Source organism: Streptococcus oriscaviae, assembly GCF_018137985.1.
Lineage (GTDB): Bacteria > Bacillota > Bacilli > Lactobacillales > Streptococcaceae > Streptococcus > Streptococcus oriscaviae.
Genome location: NZ_CP073084.1, coordinates 2,117,559 through 2,136,894 on the forward strand (window position 1 = coordinate 2,117,559; position 19,336 = coordinate 2,136,894).

Consider the following 19,336-nt stretch of genomic DNA (forward strand, 5'->3'; position numbering starts at 1 on the left):
CAAAATAGGTAAACCGTTCAGTAAAGAAGTAGCTAAAAGGTTAAAACGGAAGAAGAAAAGAGTGTTTGAAAAATAAGATAGAATAGAGTTCTCCTCTACAAAAGTTGATTTCAAAGGGGTTTGTTGATTTTTGTTCAAACTATTTTTTAAGAAAATCAGAAAAAACATTGACAAAACCGGTTTACTATATTACAATGATTTTGTAAACGTTTTACAAGTTTAAGGACAAAGGAGTAAAGGATATGGGTCAAACATTCTCAATGGAACAGTTCTCCCTCGAAGGGAAAATCGCCCTCATAACAGGAGCTTCTTACGGAATTGGTTTTGCGATTGCTTTAGCTTATGCTAAGGCAGGAGCGACTATTGTTTTTAATGACATCAGTCAGGAATTGGTCAACAAGGGGCTGGCGGCCTATCAGGCTGAAGGGGTTGAAGCGCATGGCTATGTCTGTGATGTAACAGATGAAGAAGGCATTCAGGCTATGGTTGCTCAAATCGAAGAAGAAGTAGGAATCATTGATATTTTAGTTAACAATGCAGGTATTATTCGGCGTGTTCCTATGGTTGAAATGACAGCGGCTCAGTTTCGTCAGGTCATTGATATTGATTTAAATGCTCCCTTCATCGTATCCAAAGCTGTTATTCCGTCCATGATTAAAAAAGGCCACGGAAAAATCATCAATATTTGTTCGATGATGAGCGAGTTGGGGCGCGAAACGGTTTCCGCCTACGCAGCAGCCAAGGGTGGGTTAAAAATGCTGACAAAAAATATTGCGTCAGAGTACGGAGAAGCCAACATTCAGTGCAACGGCATTGGGCCGGGCTATATTGCTACACCCCAGACAGCACCTTTGCGGGAGCGGCAAGCTGACGGTTCGCGTCATCCATTTGACCAATTTATCATTGCCAAAACGCCGGCAGCTCGTTGGGGTGAGGCAGAAGATCTGATGGGGCCGGCGGTCTTTTTAGCGAGCGAAGCCAGCAATTTTGTTAATGGACATATTCTCTATGTAGATGGAGGGATCTTGGCCTACATCGGGAAACAACCAGGAGAATAAAAATAAACAAAGAAGGGATTATCTATGAAAATAGCACTCATCAACGAAAATAGCCAGGCGGCTAAAAACAGTCTTATTTTTGAAACCTTGAAAGAAGTAACAGATACCAAAGGCTATCAAGCTTTTAACTATGGTATGTATGGCAAGGAAGGGGAAAGCCAATTGACCTACGTTCAAAATGGTTTATTGGCGTCCATTCTTCTAGTCAGCAAAGCAGCCGACTTTGTTATCACAGGATGTGGTACGGGAGTTGGTGCCATGCTTGCGGCCAATAGTTTCCCGGGTGTAACTTGTGGCTTTGCGGCAGACCCGACAGATGCCTACTTATTCTCACAAATCAATGGGGGAAATGCCCTATCCTTGCCTTTTGCGAAGGGATTTGGTTGGGGAGCGGAGTTGAACCTCAAACTCCTCTTTGAACGGCTTTTTGCTGAGGAAATGGGAGGTGGCTATCCACGTGATCGGGTTATTCCGGAACAGCGCAATGCACGCATTCTAAATGAAATGAAAGCTATCACCTACAAGGATTTATTGACCGTTCTTAAGGAAATAGACCAAGATTTTCTCAAGGAAACTATTTCTGGAGAACAGTTCCAAGAATATTTCTTTGCTAACTGTCAGGACGAGGCGATTGCAGCCTATTTGAGAACAGTATTAGAAAGTTAAAGAGAGAGGGGCGGTTATGAAGAAGGTATTGCTGATTGGTGAACCCTTGATTCGCATAACGCCGACAAATTATCAGGAAATTGCAGATGGTGTGGAAAGCCGGTTGTTTTTCGGTGGTTCAGAAATCAATATTGCTTGTGGCCTCCAAGGATTCGGTTGCCAAACCAAGCTCTTGACAGCCTTGCCACAAGGACAACTGGGTGAGCGGTTTTTGGCCTTTTTGACAGGTCGTGGAATTGATACTAGTACGATTCAGCGGGTTGGTGAACGAATTGGGCTCTACTATATGGAAACTGGTTTTGGCTGCCGGCCTAGTCAGGTGTATTATGATCGAAGCCAGTCCAGTCTAGCAGCCATCCAGATCAGTCAACTGGATATGGATGACTTATTTTCAGATGTGGCCATGGTTCACTTTAGCGGCATCACCTTGGCTGTTGACCCGGCTGTCACCCTTTGGCTAAAACCAGTGTTAGAAGAAGCCAAAAAACGGCAGCTTCCGATTTCCATTGATCTCAACTGGCGCTCCAAAATGATTGGACAGAAGGAAGCAAAGAAACTCTTTTCAGAGTTTGCTGCCTATGCGGACTATTGCTTCGGGATAGAGCCGATTATGGTGGACGAGTCAGATTGGAAGATGTTTAAGAAGGATGGGGCCGAACGCTGCGATATTGAGAAGCGGATGTCAGCACTAAAGAAAGTTTATGGTTTCCAAGCTGTTTTCCATACAGTCCGTCAACTGGATAATCAAGGAATAAATCATTATCGTGCCTATGGTTTGGCGGAAAAATTTTCCTGCTCAGTTGAGCTAACGACTCAGGTCTTGCAACGGATTGGTAGTGGCGATGCATTTGTAGCAGGAGCGCTGTATCAGTTGCTGGAAGAGGCTTCTCTTGAAGAAATGCTGGACTTTGCTGTCGCTAGTGGAGTTTATAAATGCAGTTTAGAAGGGGATCAGATGATGCAGCCTGCCGCTAAGGTCAGGACCCTCTTAGACGGAAAGAATGAATTGCTACGGTAAAGGAGTAGAAATGAGTCAATCACAAATCCTTTCTCAGTTGAGAAAACAAGGTTTAGTTGTCGTGGTTCGAGGTGATAGGAAAGAAGATGGTGTAAAAGCATCGCAAGCCTGTATTTCAGGTGGAATATCAGCAATCGAAGTGGCCTACACCAACCCAGATGCGAATCTGATTATTGCTGATTTACGTCAGACCTATCAGGAAAATCCTGATGTGCTGATCGGAGCTGGAACGGTACTGGATCCGGTCACTGCTCGTCAGGCCATTATGGCAGGTGCATCATTTATTGTGGCTCCTTCCTTTAACGAAGAAGTAGCAAGGCTTTGTCATCTCTATGCAGTGCCCTACATTCCGGGCTGTATGACCTTGACAGAAATTACTCGGGCCTTGGAAGCAGGTTGTGAGATGGTTAAGCTCTTTCCTGCTAGTGTATTTGGGCCAAGCTATGTTTCAGCGATTAAGGCTCCTCTGCCTCAAGTATCTATCATGGTGACTGGCGGAGTCAATCTAGGCAATGCTTCGACCTGGTTTGCAGCAGGTGTAGATGCAATTGGTGTTGGAGGTGAGTTCAACCAGCTTGCAGCCCAGGGGCAATTTGATCGTATCCAAGAGATGGCTGCTGCTTATGCAGGTATGGTCGTTTCGTCATAAAAATGAAAAGGAATACAAAAAACGCTTACATTTTTTTCGAAAACCTATTGACAAGTTCAAATCAATAGTCTAAAATACAAATTGTAAGTAAACCGGTAAAGTTAGAAAAAGGAGACACCTGTGATTCAATTAGTAGTTGTTGCACATGGGAAATTTGCTAGTGGCATTCTCACTTCTCTTGAGTTAATAGCTGGTCAAGTCGAAAAAATTGAGGCCATTGACTTTATTGAAGGGATGTCAGCTCAAGAGGTAAAAGAGCGGATAAAGTCAGTAATATCAAGTGAAGAAGAGGTGTTGGTTCTAACAGATTTGCTGGGTGGGACCCCATTTAAAGTCAGTGTAGAGTTGGCTGCCGAAAATCCAGATCAAACTATTGCAGTCATATCTGGACTCAACTTAGCTATGTTGCTGGATGCTAGTTTTTCCCGCTTGACAGACGAATTTGAGCCCTTGGTAAGTAAACTAGTTAATGTAGCTAAAGAAGGAGTGGTAGACTCTATCAGCCTTCTGGAGCAAGGTAGCACATCCGGAGAGGAATGCTTCACGGATGGCATTTGAAGGAGACAAGATGATAAAAAAAGTAGTAATCGAGCCGATTCGGCTAAAAGAAGAGTTCAAATCTACTCCGCTTTTGACCAAAGAAGAAGTAAAGGCTGCGATTGAGTTGGCTCTTCAGCAGTTGGAGTTGAACTTGGATTATTTTGGAGAAGACTTCCCAACTCCGGCAACGTTCAACAACATCTATCCAAAGATGGACAATACCGAATGGACAAACGGTTTTTGGACAGGAGTCCTTTGGTTGGGGCATGAGTATTCTGCAAGTGAAAAAATGAAAGCTCTGGCACAAGCCAATACAGCTTCCTTCTTGAAACGAGTTATCGACCGGGTTGAGTTGGACCACCATGATTTGGGCTTTCTTTATTCACCTTCGTGCGTAGCAGATTACAAGTTGACAGGCAGTCTTGCTGCACTCGAAGCTTCCTTAAAGGCTGCGGATAAATTGATTGAACGTTATCAAGAGAAGGGAGGATTTATTCAAGCCTGGGGTCAGCTGGGCAAAGCTGAGGATTATCGTCTGATTATTGATTGCTTGCTCAACCTGCAGTTGCTCTTTTTTGCCTATGAACAGACGGGCAAGCAAGAGTACTATGATATAGCTGTCAATCATTTCTATGCATCAGTCAACACGGTTATTCGTGACGATGCCTCCACCTTCCATACCTTCTATTTTGATCCTGCAACAGGTCAACCGCTCAAGGGGGTGACACGGCAGGGCTACAACGATGCCTCTTCGTGGGCGCGTGGTCAAGCCTGGGGAGTTTACGGTATTCCTTTGACCTACCGTATGGTAAGAGATTTAGCTTGCTTCGATTTGTTTAAAGGAGTGACCAACCACTTCCTCAATCGGTTGCCGGAAGATAAGGTTTCCTATTGGGATTTGATTTTTAATGATGGTAGCGGTCAGGCGCGTGATTCTTCTGCGACAGCAGTGGCGGTCTGCGGTATTCACGAAATGCTGAAATACTTGCCAGAGGTGGATCCAGACAAGGATACCTACAAGCATGCTATGCACACCATGTTGCGCTCCTTGATAGATAATTATGCTAACCGGGATGTGCAGCCGGGTCGTCCTCTGCTCTTACACGGTGTCTATTCTTGGCATTCAGGAAAAGGTGTGGACGAAGGAAATGTCTGGGGCGATTATTACTATTTAGAAGCTCTGCTTCGTTTTTATAAAGATTGGGAATTATATTGGTAGGAGGATACGAATGGCTACACCAAATATTATTATGGCCCGTGTGGATGAACGGTTGATTCATGGGCAAGGTCAGCTGTGGGTGAAATCGTTAGGGTGCAACACAGTTATTGTTGCAAATGACAAGGTTAGTGAGGACAAAATCCAGCAAACCTTGATGAAAACAGTGATTCCAGACTCTGTTGCAATGCGATTCTTTTCCTTGCAAAAGGTCATTGATGTGATTCACAAGGCTAATCCGGCCCAGACGATTTTCTTGGTTATCAAGGATTTGCCTGATGCTTTGACCCTTGTCAAGGGCGGGGTGCCAATTACAGAATTAAATATTGGCAATATTCACAATGCGCCTGGTAAAACGCAGGTTACTCGCTCTATTTTCTTCGGTTCAGAAGATAAAGCTGTGGTGAAAGAGTTGAGCGATGTTTACAAGGTTCGCTTTAATACCAAGACGACACCATCAGGTAATGACGGTGCGGCCGAGGTTAATGTATTGGATTATCTTTAAAATAATAAAACAAGGAGAATTATCATGACGATCAGTCTATTTCAAGCCGTTCTCATCGGTCTGTGGACAGCTTTCTGTTTCAGCGGGCTCTTATTGGGGCTCTATACCAACCGATGCATTGTTCTTTCGTTTGGTGTGGGAATTATCTTAGGAGACCTTCCGACTGCTTTGGCGATGGGAGCCATCAGCGAATTGGCCTATATGGGCTTTGGTGTTGGTGCTGGTGGAACAGTACCGCCAAATCCAATTGGGCCAGGGATTTTTGGAACCTTAATGGCTATTACAAGTGCTGGTAAGGTTACACCAGAAGCTGCCCTTGCCTTGTCAACTCCTATTGCCGTAGGGATTCAGTTCTTACAAACTTCTGCCTATACCTTGCATGCAGGTGCTCCTGAGTCTGCAGTGAAACATCTTCGAGCAGGCAACCTTTCCAAGTTTAAACGCGCTGCAAATGGCACCATCATTACCTTTGCCCTTATCGGCTTTGGACTTGGTTTCCTCGGTGCTTACTCTATGGACACCCTGCTGAAACTGGTTGAAATGATTCCACCAGTATTGTTGACCGGTTTGAGCGTTGCAGGTAAGATGCTCCCAGCTATCGGTTTTGCGATGATCTTGTCTGTAATGGCTAAGAAAGAATTGATTCCGTTTGTACTACTGGGATATGTTTGTGCAGCCTATCTGCAACTACCTGTTATTGGTATTGCGATTGTTGGTAGTATCTTTGCACTCAAGGAATTCTTTAATAAGCCAGAACAAGTGGCAGTAAAACAGGAGGAAGCACACGATGACTGGATCTAAACTAACTAAAAAAGATTATATCAATACTTCTTTACGGGCCTTCTTCCTACAGAATGGCTTCAACTACAGTAATTATCAAGGAATTGGCTATGCAAATGTCATGTATCCAGCTTTTAAAAAGCACTTTGGAGATGACAAAGAAGGCTTGACTAAGGCTTTGGAAGACAACTGTGAATTTTATAATACAAACCCGCACTTTCTGCCGTTTATCACCAGCCTTCACTTGGTTATGCTAGAAAACAATCTTCCTGAAGAAGAAACTCGTGGGATTAAGATGGCACTGATGGGGCCCTTGGCAGGAATTGGTGACTCGCTTTCACAATTTGTATTAGCACCGCTTTTGTCTACGATTGCTGCCTCTCTAGCAGGCCAAGGACTGGTTATGGGGCCGATTCTTTTCTTCCTTGGAATGAACATCATCTTGACCTCTATCAAGTTGTTGACTGGTTTGTATGGCTATAAATTTGGCACCAGCGTGATTGATAAGTTGAGTGACCAAATGGCAACAATTTCCAAGGTAGCCAATATCATCGGAGTAACAGTCATCTCTGGTTTAGCGGTAACCTTTGTAAAAATTTCAGTGCCAATTACCTTTGCAGCAGGTGAATTGACAGAAGGAGCAGATCAGAAAATTGTGACCATCCAGGGAATGCTCGATAAGATTGCTCCTGCATTGCTTCCAGCCTTGTTTACGATTTTGGTTTACTATCTCATCAAGAACAAGAAATGGACAACCTACAAACTAGTTATCCTGACAGTTATCATCGGTATTTTGGGTAGCTGGCTGGGCATCCTTGCATAAGCGCCTATGGAACAACAAACTCTCTACTATGTACTAATTATTTTAGTAGCTCTATTGACCATACTTCCTGTACTCACTTCTTATGTCAATCGTAAGCGACAACAAAAAGCACTTGAGGAGCAACTGGAAAAACGCCAACGCTACTTATCAACCTTACAGGCTGGAGATGAGGTTATCCTCTTCTCTGGGCTGCATGGGAAAATCATCAAACTAACAGACAGCTTGGTAGAATTGCAGATTGCAGAAGGTGTTCTTGTTTACGTTGAAAAAGAGTCGATTATGGGAAAAGCCAAAGAACTACTTTTTACGAAGTAGTTCTTCTTTCTTGCCTCCGCAAGGAAGCGGTTGCAGGATTAAAATTATACCCCTGGGACATTGTTTTGCCCCGCATAAAAAGGAAAGGAAACACCAATGGGATTTTTTATCAGTCAAAGCAAGCAGCATTACGGCATCCGGAAATATAAGGTGGGTGTCTGCTCCGCCCTTATCGCGCTGTCTATCTTGGGAACAAGGGTTGCAGCCAATCAGCTGCCAAGTACAGAAACAGCTAGTCCACAAAGCAGTCAGTTAGTGGAAACAACTCCAGAAACTCCAGAAACGACAGAAGCAGTTAATCTTACGACAGAAGCAGTAACGACAAGCGAGGTCAGCTCTGAGGTTAGTCCTGTTACATCAACAGAAACCCAGCCTTCAAGCACCGCTGCAGAAACTCTTGCTAGTCCGCAAGCTGTTCAGGCGACAAAAGAAGAAGAGAAGAACCTAGTAGCCAACGGGGAGTTCGCCAGTACAACAGCAGCATCAGGAAACTGGGCAGATCCGGCAGCTACAAACTGGGAAACATGGATTCCTGCAAATGTGAAGAAAGAAAACGGACAGGTTCGCATTGATGAGGGACGGCTGCATATCTCTTCAACAGCTAGCTATCGAGTGGCAGTGCACCAAACAGTGGATGTAGATCCTAACAAGCGCTATCTCTTTAGCTATGATGTAGAAACCAAGGACCTGAAGGGGAGCGGTGTTCGTGTTCGCTTGCGTAGTTTGACTGCAGAAGGTAAGGACTTGAGTCCACAAGAATTTGCCTATACACCTTATAAAAATGGAAGTCAGGCGGAGCACATAGAGCAGATCTTGACGGTATCTCCGGAAACTCGTAAATTGAAGGTGGAACTGTTTTTTGAGAATAGTGTCGGCCAAGCCTGGCTGGATAACATCTCGCTGGTCGAATACGTAGAAAAGACACCAGAAACACCAGAGCCAAGCCCAGAACTTGTCCAACCTGAAACAGGGCAAATAAGTCTTGCCAGCAACAAGGTCTACCTGCCTGTTCGGCCAGACCTGACCTATCGGATTGCGGATGCGGCTGTGGCCACAGTAGAGAAAAATATGATTCGTCCGCTTGCGGCTGGAAAGACTCAGGTAGATGTCTATGATAAGGACACCAAGCTATCTAGTTTCGAGCTGACAGTTACGGAGCATCAGGCAACAGTCTTTGATACCTTAAGGAACAACTGGGAAGATATTTCTTTAGCCAATAAACGCTACCAATCTAACGATGCTCAGATGAAAGCCTTTCTAGGGCGTTTAGATGCCGGTGTAGCTTCTTCTCTTGAAAAATGGGTTGAACCAACAGAGCAGAGCAAAACGATTTTCAACGATATTGACTTTAGTAAATCCAGCCACCTGACAACGGTCTATCGCCGCTTGGAGCAGATGGCCCAAGTAATTGAGAATCCTGACTCAGCCTATTACCACGACCGTTCACTTATCGATTTGGTCAGAAAAGGAATGGAATGGCTTTATAGCAACGTCTATAATGAGCAAAAAGAAATTGTCGGCAACTGGTGGGACTATGAAATTGGAACTCCGCGTGCGGTTGTCAACACCTTGATCTACATGCATCCCTACTTTAGTCAGGAGGATATTCTAACCTATACCAAACCGATTTCAAAATTTGTGCCAGATCCAACCACTATCCGTAAAACCTTGGACAATCCTGTTCCAGCAGTGGGCGGTAATCAGACGGATTTGAGCAAGGTGGCCATCTTGGAAGGAGCTCTTCGCGAAGATGCTGACCGTGTGAGGGCTGGTGCGCAAGGTTTGACAACGATTATGAAATTTGTAGACAAGGGAGAGGGCTTCTACAAGGATGGCTCCTTTATCGACCACACCAATGTTGCCTACACAGGGGCGTATGGAAATGTCCTTATTGAAGGTTTTTCACAGTTACTACCGGTTATTCAGCCAACGGAGTTTGCCCTCAAGGAAGAACAGACCAACATTCTTTATGAATGGATTGAAAAAGCCTTTATGCCAATATTGGTTCGCGGTGAATTGATGGATATGACTCGGGGGCGTTCCATCAGTCGGGCAGCTGGTGAATCACATGTTCAGGCTATGGAGATTTTAAGGTCTTTGGTCCGCATTGCAGAATCGGCTCAGCCTGAGCAAAAAACCAAACTTCTCTCCTTTGTTAAGGCGCAGCTGACCTCTGATACCTTCTATGACAGCTACCGTAGCCTCAAATCCTATAAGGATATTGATTTGGTCAACAAGCTTTTAGCTGATAATCAAATCCCTGCTGAAGTAGATAAAGATTATATTGCAGCCTTCAACAATATGGATAAGTTTGTTTATCGAAGCGCTCAAGAAGGCTTTACCTTTGCCTTGTCTATGTACTCTTCTAGAACTCAAAACTATGAAGATATGAACAATGAAAACCGCAAGGGTTGGTATACAGCAGATGGCATGGTTTACCTCTACAATGATGATTTGAGTCATTACAGTAACCACTACTGGGCAACAGTTGACCCGTATCGCTTACCGGGAACGACAACGACCAAGGACAAACGAGAAGATGGCAGTGGCGAGGTAACTCTTGCAAGTGATTTTGTTGGAGCAAGCCAGTTAGGCAACCGCTTAGCGACGATTGCAATGAATTTCAACAACTGGAACAATAGTCTGACTGCTCGTAAGGCTTGGATTGTTCTGGGAAATAAGATTGTTTTCCTAGGTACTGATATACAGCATCAATCTGCTCAAGGCGCCGTGACAACGATTGAAAATCGTAAACTCTTGACCGGAGAAAAATATAGCTATTACATAAATGGCCAGCCAGTTGATTTGTCCAAAGAAGTAGTGACAGATAAGACTCAATCCTTTTACATGACCAATGGTAAGGACAACCAGTCCATCGGTTACGTCTTCTTGAACCAACTGCCGACCCATGCCAAATTAGACCAGCGAACTGGCAAATGGAGTGACATCAACTACAACCAGTCGAAAGAAGAAGTGAGCAATTCCTTTGTTAGCCTATGGCATGAACATGCACAGACTTCAAGTAACTATGCTTACGTCCTTGTTCCAAACCAATCTATGGAAAAAGTGAATCAGGTGGCTGCTAGTGTGAAGTTGCTTCATCAAGACAGGGATTTGCAAGTGGTATATGACCAAGAACAGAATGTCTGGGGCGTTGTGAAATACACGGATACAGCTTACAAGCTGACAGATGGCCTTAGCTTGACAGATGCCGGTTTGTATACTATTCAGAAAGTCGAAGGTGGCTATCGCATCGCCTTTTACAATCCGTCTACCCGAACCGTAAAGAATGGCATTGAGTTGACAAAGGCAGGTTCCAGCCTGACTGTTGAGATGGAGCCAACGGCGGCTTATCCATCCACTGTCTGGAAGGTTACTATGCCAGAAGGTTCTGATAAAGAAACTGGAAGTGTCGAAAAACCAGAAAAAGAAGAAAAACAACTCAAGGAAAACCAACCAAGTCCAGATGGGCAACAAGTGGTTCATCATGCTGCTGAAAACAATAAGCAAGCTAAAAAACGCCTGCCCCATACAGGAGAAGAAGCAGGTTTTGGTCTTAGTTTCTTAGGCTTGCTGACCTTGAGTGCAGTAGCGGCATTCAAACGCCGCAAACCGCACTCCTAATTGAAACTGGTTAGTGAAGGGGAGTTGTGCAACTCCTCTTCTTTTGGGGGAGGGGCAGAGAAAGGATTTGTTATGCAAACAAAATTCGGAAAAACAGTGGCTAATCAGTCAGCAGAGTCGGTCAAAGCCTATATTCTCAATCAACAAGTTTCAGCCTACAATCACCTTCTCCATTCCTGCCAAAATTTATTGGATGACATGTTTATCTTTGAAGACAATTGGGATATGGAACCTTGTTCGGTCGGGTATCATCTTGCTCCTCTTGACTGGACAGCTGACTGCCATGGGGATGAGGAATGGACCTTCATGCTCAATCGGCAGGAATACTTGTGGAAATTGGCGTTGGCCTATCTGCTTGAAAAAGACTCGCGCTACATGGAGAAGGTCAAACGGTTTATCTTTAGCTGGATAGAAGAAGTGACTGATTGGCATCCCAAAAGAACGAGCAGTCGCACCTTAGACACAGCTATCCGTTGTTTAAGCTGGCTCAATATTCTCCCCTTTTTAATTGACTGGGGTGGGCTAAGTGAAGATGAATACAAAAAACTGCTAGCGTCCATTCAACAACAGTTACTCTATCTCCGTCGCCACTATCGTGCCAAAGATAGGCTGAGTAACTGGGGGATTTTCCAGACTGGGGCGATGCTCTTGGCTTATACTTATATCGGCGACCAAGTGGATTTAGAAGAACTTCACCATTTTGCTCATCAGGAAATCAAAGAGCAAATTCAGACTCAGATATTGGAAGATGGAACTCAGTTTGAGCAGTCGTTTCTCTACCATGTGGAGGTCTACAAACTCTTGTTAGAGCTGGCTTTTCTGCTACCGGCTTATCGAAAAAAATGGACTCCTGTCTTAAAGAAAATGGCAGACTATGTCTTACAGATGACGGGGCCAGATGGCAAAAGTGTGGCTCTTGGCGACAGCGATGTTCATTGTACTTCTGACATCTTACAGATGACCGCGATTTTCTTTGAAGATAGCACCTACCTAGTAGATGACTCCAAGCTAGATTTAGGTGTTCTCTTCCTGGTCGGAGAAAATGGCTTGCGCGTATTTGAACACCTGACCGCTCAACCAAGATCGTCAGGAGGGCAGCATTTTTCTGAATCAGGTCACAGTGTTGTCAAAGAAGGGGATAGCTATTTATGTTTCAAGGCCGGGCCCATGGGAAGTGCCCACAGTCATTCTGACCAAAACAGCTTGTGCTTTTACCACAAAGGACAACCGATAATCATCGACAGCGGTCGGTTCAGCTACCGTGAATGTGAGGAGCGCTATTTGCTTAAAAGTGCCTGGGCTCACAGCACTTGTATCCTTGACGGTTATTCTCCAGAGCAGATAAAAGGTTCTTGGGAGTATGATACCTACCCCCAGTTTATCAGCCACAGTTACAAGAGTTTTGAACACTGTCATTGGATGCAAGGCGTTTATCAGGCCAAGACCAGCCAAGGCTTGCCTTATTGGCATAAACGGCAAGTCCTCATGGTCGGGGGCGATCTATTGCTGATAGTGGACAGAATTGATTGTTCAGGCCAGCATGAGCTGACCAGTCAATTGATTTTAGACGAAAGAGTTACGCTTGGAAAAGAGCGGTTAAATGATCTTCGCTTATATAGCCCAAGGGATTTTGAGGTAGAGAAAACCATACGTTCTCACCGCTATAACCAACAAGTTGCGACCAATAAATTGGTAAAAAAAGAACTCTTTCAGGATTGCTTGCTTACGTTTACTCTATTAGCAGATCAAGTGATTCATGTCAAGCAGCTGCCCGTTTACCAGACAGACCACCGTTTGGTGGAAAAAGGCTTGGCTTTTAGCTGCGAGGGAAAGGGGGTGAATGTTCTTTTGCTGCTTTCTGATGAGGAGGTTTACAAGGGTGAGAAATTACTTCAGGTCGAAGAGTATAGGCTGAGAGGAAAGTGCTTGGTAGTGGATAGGAGTAAGCAGCAAATTATCCGACTGAAAAATTAGAAAAGACATGAAATGCAGTCATTTCCATGCGAAATACCTGCTAAAGTACAGATAGTGTGGTAGAATAAAAGTAACTAAAGGAGGTATCGGCAAGATGTCAGGGAAGTTTACCATCAAAGATATTGCAGAACTGGCTCAGACTTCAAAAACAACAGTTTCCTTTTACTTAAATGGCAAATATGAAAAGATGTCCAAGGAAACCAGAGAACGAATTGAGAGGGTCATCCGCGAAACAGATTACAAACCTAGCCTTGTAGCCAGAAGCCTGAACTCGAAGAATACCAAGTTAATCGGGGTCTTGATTGGGGATATTACCAATACCTTCTCTAACCAGATTGTCAAGGGTATCGAAGAAGCAGCTCACAAAAATGGCTATCAGGTAATTATTGGGAACAGTAATTACGACCAAGAAAGCGAAGATAAGTATATTGAGAGTATGCTGATGCTTGGTGTTGATGGTTTTATCATTCAGCCGACCTCGCACTTTAGAAAGTATTCCCGCATCATTGAAGAAAAGAAGAAGCAGATGATTTTCTTTGACAGTCAGCTCTACGAACACCGTACTAGTTGGATTAAGACCAACAACTATGATGCGGTCTACGATGCGACCCAGCTCTGTATTGAAAAGGGCTACCAAAAATTTATCCTTATCACAGCGGATATTAGCCGACTTAGTACCCGAATTGAACGGGCGACAGGTTTTATAGACGCCTTATCAGATTGTAAGAAGGACTACCTGGATTTAACGATTGCCGATGAACACACTGATGTTGAGGAAATAAAACAATTTCTTGCCAAGGAAATCCAACCGCAAGAGAAAACCTTGGTCTTTGTTCCCAACTGCTGGGCCCTCCCTCTGGTATTCAATGCCATGAAAGAACTGAATTTTCCATTCCCTCAGGTTGGGCTTCTCGGCTTTGACAACACTGAGTGGACCAATTTCTCATCGCCTACCGTTTCTACCATCGTGCAACCTGCCTTTGAGGAGGGGTTGCAAGCAACCAAGATGCTTATCGATCAGATTGAAGGTCGGCATCAAGAAGAACGGCAACAGGTCTTGGACTGTACTGTTCATTGGAAAGAATCCACATTTTAATTGAAGCAAAACAAGGTCAAGACTGGCCTTGTTTTTGTTTGCTCTTCAAAGCTATAAACTGAGCTTATAAACTGATTATTAAATTTTCCAAAAACTCGAATATAGTAGGTAGTTTCAAACATTCCGCCACCTTTTCCCCAGCGGACATCATTCCAATCAATCTGAACCGATTCCACTTTAGGATTCAACGATTTGACAAAGTCAACAATCTCCTGCTCATGTTCCTTGAGATAGGCTAGCTGGCGGTCTTCTCGGGAGGTGAAATCAAATATATTGCCGTTGGTCTTGTAATTATTGTTAAGCATAATGCCTCCTCCGATTAGAGCTAGGGTGACCACACCTGCAATTATTTTTGTTCGTTTTTTCATGGAAACCTCCTTGAGGGGTTAAATACGATTTCTTGTTAATATTATAGCATAAAAAAATAAGCTATATAATTTATAAAGGCAAATTTTAGCTTTTGTCAAACAGATTTGGTTAAATTGTTTTTAACTCACCATGTTAGAGGAGTTCTCCCATGAAAACGTATTATTCTGTTTTTGAACGTAAAAGTCTATCTATTTTTCTGAATTGTGTTATACTAGATAAGTTGCAAGCCTGATGCTGGTGTATTCTTTGAAGGTCAAGCCCTCTATGTTGTTGTTTGGACTTGATGTTTATGGAATAGTAGTTCGCTCCCAGTGGAAATTTTTGTTACAAAAAAGTGAGATAAGGTAGCTTCGCACTGCCTTTTAGAAAAGAGAATACCATTGAAATTTACTGATTTACAATTGTCAGAAGACATTTTACTTGCCGTTGAAAAGGCAGGTTTTGAAACACCGTCCCCTATCCAAGAACAGACCATTCCATTGGCTCTGCAAGGAAAGGATGTCATCGGCCAAGCCCAGACAGGTACAGGGAAAACGGCAGCTTTTGGTCTGCCAACCCTCAATAAGATTGATGTGGCGAATCAGGCAGTACAAGCTCTCGTGATTGCTCCGACCCGTGAATTAGCGGTGCAAAGTCAGGAAGAACTGTTCCGCTTTGGACGCGAGAAAGGCGTTAAGGTTCGCTCTGTTTACGGTGGCTCTAGCATTGAAAAACAAATCAAGGCCCTCAAGTCAGGTGCCCACATTGTGGTAGGAACTCCTGGACGCTTGTTGGACTTGATTAACCGCAAGGCTCTCAAACTCAATACAGTTGAAACTCTTATCCTTGATGAAGCAGATGAAATGCTGAATATGGGCTTCCTAGATGACATTGAAGCCATTATTGAGCGTGTGCCAGAGAGCCGTCAGACCCTGCTCTTTTCAGCGACCATGCCAGAGGCTATCAAGCAAATCGGTGTGAAGTTCATGAAAGAGCCAGAACACGTTAAGGTGGCAGCCAAAGAATTAACAACGGAATTGGTCGATCAGTACTATATCCGCGTCAAGGAAAATGAAAAATTTGATACCATGACCCGCCTGATGGACGTTGACCAGCCTGAATTATCTATCGTTTTTGGCCGCACCAAGCGCCGTGTAGACGAATTGACCCGCGGTCTTAAACTGCGCGGTTTCCGTGCAGAAGGAATTCATGGAGATTTGGATCAAGGCAAGCGTCTTCGTGTCTTGCGTGATTTCAAAAGTGACAACCTAGATGTCCTTGTTGCAACAGACGTTGCGGCGCGTGGATTGGACATTTCGGGAGTTACCCATGTCTACAACTACGACATTCCTCAAGACCCTGAAAGTTATGTTCACCGCATCGGTCGTACCGGCCGCGCTGGACAAACAGGCCAATCCATTACCTTCGTTTCACCAAATGAGATGGGCTATTTAGCCATCATTGAAGATTTGACCAAGAAACGCATGAAAGGGATGAAACCTGCGACAGCTCAAGAAGCCTTTGAAGCTAAGAAAAAAGTTGCCTTGAAAAAGATTGAGCGCGACTTGGCAGATGAGAGCATTCGTGCTAATTTTGATAAGTTTAAAAAAGACGCGGTTAAATTGGCAGCAGAGTTTAGTCCAGAAGAACTAGCCCTCTACGTTCTCAGCCTGACCGTACAAGATCCAGACAGCTTACCAGAAGTGGAGATTGCGCGCGAAAAACCATTACCATTCAAGTTTGCTCCAGGCCAAGCTAAGGGCAAGGGCGGACGTAGCGGTCGTGACCGTGGTGGCCGTCGCGACGGAGAACGCAATCGTGATCGTAGTGGTCGCCGAGGGGAACGCCCTGACCGCAATCACCGTGACGACAAGTTCAAACGCGATAACCGTCGTCAGGATAGCAAGAAGCCACACAAACGCACTTCCAGTGAAAAGAAGACAGGATTTGTTATCCGTAACAAGGGCGACAAGTAAAATAGTTTTTCAAAAACGCTTCATGATTGAGGCGTTTTTTGCTATACTAAGATTAAGGAGTAGATGGTCAAAAAAGGGCTGAGAAAGCGCCCTGTTGCAAAAACACAATAATATAATTTAGATCTCAAAAAGCAAGACAGACTCAGCAGATGTAACGAACCATTCTTATCATCTTACAAGGGTGTGGGTTGAGGCAGTGTGAGTTTGGCGGAAAATAGAAAATCCTATTGTATGAGATACAAAAAATGACAGTGTAGTTAATCTTTTGGTGCAGGAATACTCCTGCCGTTTTCTGAAAGAAAGAGGCATGTTTATGAAGAGAGTATTTGTAGTCTTATCTAATTTACTGACCGGCCTATTTTTTGTATGGATACTGACAATTTGGTCGGATACCTATGTGTCTTATTACTATCCCAATGTCGCTGTTTTGAGCTCCTCCCCTGATAGTAGCTTCACAAGAGTTTCAGAAGAATTAACAGAGCTCGCGACGGAAACGGACAGTCTGATTGCTATTCAACATCAGGACCCCGGCTCATCAGGAAGCCCTGTCTTTTCATACACACCTTTCGGAAGAGGGGAATTGCCGGATGGTTTAACAGAAAAACATCTTGAAGAAGCCGCAAATAGCAGTCTTATAACCAATTACTTTGTCTTTCGTGGAAACGTAGATGTCGAGCACTTGAAAGATAGGCTCAGCCAAGCAGGCTTGATGAACCTACATGCCTATCGCCCCTCTGGCTTGAACACCTTGGCTAATTTATTTAGTAGCGGATTTCAGCGTATCTGCCTATTGATTTTTTTCCTTACTTTTGGCGCCCTTAGTTTAATTAGCCAAATTCGCTCCATGCGAACGGCAGGGATTCGCTTGATCTCGGGTGAAAGTCGCTGGAAAATCTTTCTCAGACCGCTTCGCCAAGACCTCGTTAATGCTTTGGCAGGTTGTGTCGCAGGGCTTGGCCTGGCACTTATCTTGGGGCAAATGGTCTCCCTTCCTTTTGTGACCTTCTATCCCCTAGGTCTTGGTTTGCTTGTTTACAACCTGTGCCTCCTTATGATTTCCTTGCTCTTTGCGAGCTTGTTTACAGTCACTATTAAAAAAGTCCATTTGATGCAGGTGATCAAGGGTCAAATTCCTGTCAAAGGCATTATCGGTCTGATTTTAGTCGGTCAACTCCTAGCCATCACGATTGTTGCTACGGGAGCCAATCGAACCCTCATTTATTCTCAGGCTTGGAAGCAGCAGGAACAAGGTCAACATGTTTGGAACAAAGAAAGTGACCTGATTTCCTTGTCTATGGGCCGCGAAGGAGTAGAACCGAGACAAGACCAGAAGGAAGTAATCAAGAAACAGAAAATCTGGTTTGCCCTTGTTGATCAGGCGGTTTCAGAGCAAAAGGCATTTTTATCCCAACACAACATAGAAGGCTGACCGTTTTCCTGATTGATTCTTTTCAGGGGATCGGCAGGCTTCGTTTCAAAAACGCTTCATGATTGGGGCGTTTTTTGTTATACTAAGATAAGAATAGTTGCAAAGAAGGGGAAGAAAATGATTCACTACAAAGACAATCCTCAACTAGATTTGCAATCTGTCCTAGACCTCTATGCTTCCGTGGGATGGGCGAACTATACCTCTCGGCCAGAGATGTTAGAGCAGGCTATTGCCAATACCTTGTTGGTTCTTGCCGCTTTTGATGGTGACCGTTTAGTCGGCTTATTGCGTGCGGTTGGTGATGGGCATTCGATTGTATTTATTCAGGATATTTTAGTCCTACCAGCCTATCAACGCAGTGGCATTGGTCGAACTCTCCTGGAGCAAGCCCTCTCTCATTTTCCGGATGTATATCAACTTCATCTTCTAACCTACGATGATGAAAAAACGAGGTCTTTCTACGAAGACCTTGGTTTCACAGCTGTTGGTGATTTGAACTGTGTTGCCTATACTTATCTGCGAAAAGTATCCGAATGAGCAAATGAGTTGAGAAATCAGAAGCAAGTAGTATAATAAACAAAACGCTAATTAGTGATAAAAGGAGATGCCCATGGCCCAAGTTTTAATTGTGAAAGCTCATCCCTTGGACGAAAGTCAATCCTATTCCCTTCGTGCCTTGAAGCAATTTGTCCAAGCCTACCAAGAAGCTCATCCAAATGATTCTCTGACCTATATAGATGTCTATGACCCTCAGCTACCGGTTTTAGACAAGGCTCTCTTAGAAGCTCAAAAATCAGCTAAAAAAGGGTTGCCTTTGAGTCAGCAAGAAAGGGAACTGTTAACCCGTTTTGATGCCTATACACAGCAATTTTTGGACGCGGACAAGATCGTCATTGCCAATCCCCTGTGGAATTTGCAGGTTCCCAGCCATTTAGTTGCCTGGATCAATAGCATTGCAGTCGTTGGCAAGACCTTTACCTATACCAAAGACGGCCCTGTCGGCCTAGCAAAAGAGAAGAAATTACTTCACATCCAAGCCAATGGTGGAGTCTACAATGGAGCTGACCCAGCCTCTAACTATATCCGCTCCGTCTTTGCCTTTTTAGGCTTAACCGACATCCAATCTGTCTATATCGAAGGTCATGCCTACGCCCCACAAGAAGCAGAAGCCATCCTGCAAGCTGCCGTAGAAGAACTGACCAATCTAGCTCAAACATTTTAAAAATCTACAAATAAGGCCTTACAAGGGAGCTGTCAAGACAATCCGTGATGACGACCAACTCCATCGACAAATTGAAAAAATAAAAAGCTCTGAACCA

At 44.2% G+C, this 19,336-nt stretch carries 18 protein-coding genes; 17 read left to right on the top strand and 1 reads right to left on the bottom strand.

The genetic code is table 11. The annotated features are described in order from the left end of the window. Window positions 1-242: 242 nt before the first annotated feature. The 13 genes from INT76_RS10620 (at window position 243) to INT76_RS10680 (ending at window position 14,264) form a co-directional block, all read left to right on the top strand. Window positions 243-1,058, top strand: a complete 816-nt coding sequence (locus INT76_RS10620; protein ID WP_428843979.1) for a gluconate 5-dehydrogenase — start codon at window positions 243-245, stop codon at window positions 1,056-1,058. A gap of 24 nt (window positions 1,059-1,082) precedes the next feature. Beyond that, window positions 1,083-1,724, top strand: a complete 642-nt coding sequence (locus INT76_RS10625) for an RpiB/LacA/LacB family sugar-phosphate isomerase (protein WP_212570667.1) — start codon at window positions 1,083-1,085, stop codon at window positions 1,722-1,724. A 16-nt stretch (window positions 1,725-1,740) separates the two neighbouring features. Continuing rightward, on the top strand, window positions 1,741-2,742 hold the full coding sequence (locus tag INT76_RS10630; RefSeq protein ID WP_212570669.1) for a sugar kinase: 1,002 nt from the start codon (window positions 1,741-1,743) through the stop codon (window positions 2,740-2,742). Between the two features lie 10 nt (window positions 2,743-2,752). Then, window positions 2,753-3,391 carry a bifunctional 4-hydroxy-2-oxoglutarate aldolase/2-dehydro-3-deoxy-phosphogluconate aldolase gene (locus INT76_RS10635; RefSeq protein WP_212570671.1) on the top strand — a complete coding sequence of 213 codons (639 nt, stop codon included), beginning with the start codon at window positions 2,753-2,755 and terminating at the stop codon, window positions 3,389-3,391. A gap of 120 nt (window positions 3,392-3,511) precedes the next feature. Beyond that, window positions 3,512-3,949, top strand: a complete 438-nt coding sequence (locus INT76_RS10640; protein ID WP_212570673.1) for a PTS sugar transporter subunit IIA — start codon at window positions 3,512-3,514, stop codon at window positions 3,947-3,949. A gap of 10 nt (window positions 3,950-3,959) precedes the next feature. After that, on the top strand, window positions 3,960-5,150 hold the full coding sequence (locus INT76_RS10645; protein ID WP_212570675.1) for a glycoside hydrolase family 88 protein: 1,191 nt from the start codon (window positions 3,960-3,962) through the stop codon (window positions 5,148-5,150). Between the two features lie 10 nt (window positions 5,151-5,160). Further along, window positions 5,161-5,652, top strand: coding sequence for a PTS sugar transporter subunit IIB (locus INT76_RS10650; protein WP_212570677.1), 492 nt, complete (start codon window positions 5,161-5,163; stop codon window positions 5,650-5,652). A gap of 24 nt (window positions 5,653-5,676) precedes the next feature. Continuing rightward, the gene (locus INT76_RS10655) at window positions 5,677-6,453 is read left to right on the top strand and encodes a PTS mannose/fructose/sorbose/N-acetylgalactosamine transporter subunit IIC (protein WP_212570679.1); all 777 of its coding nucleotides are present in this window, start codon (window positions 5,677-5,679) and stop codon (window positions 6,451-6,453) included. Next, a complete protein-coding gene (locus tag INT76_RS10660) occupies window positions 6,440-7,255 on the top strand; it encodes a PTS system mannose/fructose/sorbose family transporter subunit IID (protein ID WP_029188559.1) in 816 nt (271 codons plus the stop codon). Before INT76_RS10655 ends, INT76_RS10660 begins: the two co-directional genes overlap by 14 nt. A 6-nt stretch (window positions 7,256-7,261) precedes the next feature. Beyond that, entirely contained in the window at window positions 7,262-7,570 is a 309-nt protein-coding gene (locus INT76_RS10665) for a preprotein translocase subunit YajC (protein WP_212570681.1), read from the top strand. Between the two features lie 96 nt (window positions 7,571-7,666). Further along, window positions 7,667-11,194, top strand: coding sequence for a hyaluronate lyase (gene hylA, locus INT76_RS10670; protein WP_212570683.1), 3,528 nt, complete (start codon window positions 7,667-7,669; stop codon window positions 11,192-11,194). 72 nt (window positions 11,195-11,266) lie between these two features. Continuing rightward, window positions 11,267-13,168: an alginate lyase family protein gene (locus tag INT76_RS10675; RefSeq protein WP_212570685.1), complete on the top strand. Its 1,902-nt coding sequence runs from the start codon at window positions 11,267-11,269 to the stop codon at window positions 13,166-13,168. Window positions 13,169-13,262: 94 nt separating this feature from the next. Further along, a complete protein-coding gene (locus INT76_RS10680; protein ID WP_212570686.1) occupies window positions 13,263-14,264 on the top strand; it encodes a LacI family DNA-binding transcriptional regulator in 1,002 nt (333 codons plus the stop codon). Here INT76_RS10680 and INT76_RS10685 read toward each other — a convergent pair. After that, complete coding sequence (locus tag INT76_RS10685) at window positions 14,261-14,632, bottom strand: lipoprotein BUG3 (protein ID WP_212570688.1); 372 nt, start codon at window positions 14,630-14,632, stop codon at window positions 14,261-14,263. The genes INT76_RS10680 and INT76_RS10685 overlap by 4 nt on opposite strands. A 381-nt stretch (window positions 14,633-15,013) precedes the next feature. On the opposite strand from INT76_RS10685, the gene cshA reads away from it, so the two are divergent. The 4 genes from cshA (at window position 15,014) to INT76_RS10705 (ending at window position 19,239) form a co-directional block, all read left to right on the top strand. Further along, window positions 15,014-16,588 (top strand): degradosome RNA helicase CshA, encoded by a 1,575-nt coding sequence (gene cshA / locus INT76_RS10690; RefSeq protein ID WP_212570690.1) that lies wholly within the window; start codon window positions 15,014-15,016, stop codon window positions 16,586-16,588. A gap of 313 nt (window positions 16,589-16,901) precedes the next feature. Next, the gene (locus INT76_RS10695; protein WP_212570692.1) at window positions 16,902-18,017 is read left to right on the top strand and encodes a bacteriocin-associated protein; all 1,116 of its coding nucleotides are present in this window, start codon (window positions 16,902-16,904) and stop codon (window positions 18,015-18,017) included. Between the two features lie 117 nt (window positions 18,018-18,134). Next, window positions 18,135-18,554, top strand: coding sequence for a GNAT family N-acetyltransferase (locus INT76_RS10700; RefSeq protein ID WP_212570694.1), 420 nt, complete (start codon window positions 18,135-18,137; stop codon window positions 18,552-18,554). A gap of 73 nt (window positions 18,555-18,627) precedes the next feature. Next, on the top strand, window positions 18,628-19,239 hold the full coding sequence (locus tag INT76_RS10705) for an NAD(P)H-dependent oxidoreductase (RefSeq protein WP_212570696.1): 612 nt from the start codon (window positions 18,628-18,630) through the stop codon (window positions 19,237-19,239). Window positions 19,240-19,336: the final 97 nt, after the last annotated feature.